Raw genomic sequence first — 3,198 nt, 5'->3', positions numbered from 1 at the left:
CCCCGGCGCTCGCCCAGGGTCAGGCCCGTCCGCCTGGTCCATTCGCGCCAGGTGGTCCCCATTTCACCTTGCTTCTCTGGTCTGAAACCGTAACGGCTTTGGCGATCTCATCTGCGCGTTCGGAGCTTGCGCAGGATGTCGGCCGAGACGATCAGGCCGGCGACCTACGCACCAGCGGCCGAGGTCATATTTGTCCAAGACCGAGTGCATAGGTCGCATGGTAACTTCCGGCCACAGCAAACCTTGGTCCCGCAAAAGGGAAGGGTCGTGGCCATGACCAGCACCGAAGTCGATCACGAGAAGCCGGGCCGCACATCGGCATGGGAAAGGGCCTGGCAAGTGCTGGCACCCCTAGCGGACCTGGTCACGCCTATGGCGGTGCGGGTCGCGGCCTCGCTGCGGCTGACCGATCTGATGGCCGACGACGCGGTGCCCGTCGAGGAGCTGGCACGCCGGTCTGACACCGACGCGGACGCGCTGGGCCGGCTGCTGCGTCACTTGGTCTGCCGGGGCATCTTCACCGAACCCGAGCCGGGCAGGTTCGCAGTCAACGAGCCCGCCGCGCTGCTGGCATCCGACCACCCCTCCGAGATGCGGGCGTGGCTTGACCTGGATGGCTTCGGCGGGCAGATGGACCTGGCCTTCACCGGGCTGCTGCACACCGTCCGCACCGGGCAACCGGCGTGGGAGACGGTCTTCGGCGCCCCGTACTGGCGCTATCTCGCCGCGAACCCGAAGATGAGCGCCTCCTTCGACGCGATGATGGCCGCCGGAGCCGACTATGTCGCCGACGCGGCCAAGGGGTACGACTGGTCCGGTGTGCGGCATGTGGTCGACGTCGGGGGTGGCACCGGGGCCCTGCTCGCCGAGGTCCTGCGCGCCAACCCGGACCTTCGGGCCACGCTCGTGGACCTGCCGGAGACGGTAGAGCGAGGTCGGCAGTACCTGGCCGAGTGCGGATTGGATTCGCGGTGCGAGTTCGCCGGCCAGAGTTTCTTCGATCCGCTGCCCGCCGGGGGCGATGTGTACGTGCTCAAGCGTGTGGTGCACGACTGGGGCGACGACGAGGCCGTGCTGATCCTGCGTCGATGCGCCGAGGCGGCCGGGCAGCACGGACGGGTCGTGGTGATCGAGTCAGGTGGCGGTCCCGGTGACGACCCGGGCGTCACCGAGATGAACCTGCGCATGCTCGTGCTCTGCGGCGGCCGCGAACGTACCGTCGACGACTACCTCACCATCGCCGCCGAAGCCGGGCTCGGCCTTGCCGACGTTCACCGCACCGCGCTCGGGCACATCATCCTCGACTGCACTCCACCCGGCCCTTGACTTTCACGCTCGGCCACGTCTCCTTGATCAGCGACCGGGTGTATCCCCTGCGGGTGGGTGTGGCCTGACACCGTCACCTGGAGCAGGGCTTCGGCTGACAAGCTCGTCAGGGGAGATCACGGCGCGCGCCATCGGCCGGCAAACCATTTAGGGGCAGCCCACATGAGCCTGAAACTCCATTGGTCGATCTTGAGACGGGGTCTGGTGGCCGCGAGCGAGATTTACGCGCCTGGCCGGCCTCATCAGTTCGGCGGGGGTGCTGTCAAGGTGGCGACCAGGCGGGCGACCAGCGTTCGGGTCTCCTCGAAGGTCGCGCCGGACAGTGCGGGGGAGCCGATGAGTGAGCGCATCACCCCCATGCCCAGCAGCAGCTTGGTTAAGTCAGACTGGGACAGAGCCATCGTGGACGTGTCCTTCCAGGGAGACTTCAGACCTTTCCTTTGACCGTCACACGATGGCTCACCTTGTTCCAGGCAGAGCCCACTCACTGATCGTTACCAGTTACACCACTCCACGGGACGCCATCGAGATCGAAGACGAGACCGGAAGTGGCGATGCCGATCTCGCCGTCGTACCCGGCCCCGGCGGCGGCTCGGCCATCCGTTGTGGACGACCGGCGATGAGGCCGCGCGGCTCTCGGACCGGTTCGACGGCTCACACGTCGTCGGGGCCGAAGGGTGGGAAATAGGGCTCGTTGAGGCGGGTGACCCGAAGGCCGGGAGTCCACGCGGCGGCGATATCAACGTCGACCTCCGCGTACAGAACGAGCTCGGTGAGGTGAGCGAGGGGTGGCAACGACCCGAAGTCGCCATGCGCCAGAGCAAGAGATCTCAGGCCCACGATGTCCTGCAGGCCCGACAGGTCCTTCACGTCTACATTCGACAGGATGAGTCGGCGAACTGGGGTTCCGCTCAACCGCCGCACATCCACGTTGGCGGGGCCGCCCAGCTGGAGCAGCTGCCACGACCGGCCCGTCAACGGTCCCAGATCCATGCCGTTCTCGTCCCACAGCAGCGCCTGCGTCACCGCCGGCAGCCACCTGACGGGCTCGAACGTCCCCACCCACTCGAAGTCGGTGGTGAGGCGGCGTCGACGTAGGATAGGACCCGCAGGCGGGGGGATCAGGGTGTCGGAGCCGCACAACACCCGCCGCCACACCGGGCCGATATTGATCCAGAACTCTTCCCAGACGTCCTCCGTGACGAACGCGCTCTCGCTACCGGTCATCAGTGCCTTCCTTGTCCCACCACACCATCAGGCGGTGCCTGTTCACCCCTGGGCTTCCCCCTGCGTAAGCAGCGCCGAGTGCGCGGTCGCGCCCAGGATCCCGGATCCGCCGATCGGGTGTGCCCGATCACCGCGAACACATACAGCCGCGCCCCGGACAGGGTGATGGTTTCGAAGAAGTCGCAAGCCGGCAAGGCCTCAGCCTGAGAGCGCAGAAAGTCAGCCCACGTGCTGGAGGCCCGCTCGGGCGCCGGGGCGATCCCGGCCTCCTTAAGGATCTCCCACACGGTGGACGCGGCCACCCTCACCTCCAGCACCAACAGTTCGCCGTGCACACGCCTGTAGCCCCGGCCCGGATTCTCCCGCGCAAGCCGCAAGACAAGGCGCGGACGGAGCGCACAATCCTCGGCCCGCCCGGGCGCTTCGGTCAGGACCCGGCTGCATGCCGTACAGCCGGACGACCAAGACGCCGAGGGTCGGCGTGAACATGATCGCGATGCTGAGCACCAGGACCAGCCGGCCCGTCTCGCGATCCGAGCCGGATGGGAAGGGAACCGGGAGCGGGGTCGGCGGGGGGTCGGCCGGACGGTAGGGCTCGTGACGGCGGATCACGAGCCGGCGGTCTCGGCGATGTAGGCGTTCAGG

At 67.6% G+C, this 3,198-nt stretch carries 3 protein-coding genes; 1 reads left to right on the top strand and 2 read right to left on the bottom strand.

Going from position 1 to position 3,198, the window contains the following annotated elements; translation table 11 throughout:
• Positions 1–273: 273 nt before the first annotated feature.
• Positions 274–1,326, top strand: coding sequence for a methyltransferase (locus tag ABD810_RS27470; protein WP_344946528.1), 1,053 nt, complete (start codon positions 274–276; stop codon positions 1,324–1,326).
• Positions 1,327–1,568: 242 nt separating this feature from the next.
• Here ABD810_RS27470 and ABD810_RS27465 read toward each other — a convergent pair whose 3' ends face one another.
• Complete coding sequence (locus ABD810_RS27465; protein WP_344946525.1) at positions 1,569–1,727, bottom strand: hypothetical protein; 159 nt, start codon at positions 1,725–1,727, stop codon at positions 1,569–1,571.
• A gap of 253 nt (positions 1,728–1,980) precedes the next feature.
• On the bottom strand, positions 1,981–2,553 hold the full coding sequence (locus ABD810_RS27460; protein WP_344946522.1) for a hypothetical protein: 573 nt from the start codon (positions 2,551–2,553) through the stop codon (positions 1,981–1,983).
• Positions 2,554–3,198 lie beyond the last annotated feature (645 nt).

The sequence above is a fragment of the Sphaerisporangium flaviroseum genome (genome assembly GCF_039537005.1).
Taxonomy (GTDB): Bacteria; Actinomycetota; Actinomycetes; order Streptosporangiales; family Streptosporangiaceae; genus Sphaerisporangium; species Sphaerisporangium flaviroseum.
The sequence above is the reverse complement of the archived record's forward strand: the minus strand, read 5'-3'. Positions and strand labels throughout refer to the sequence as shown.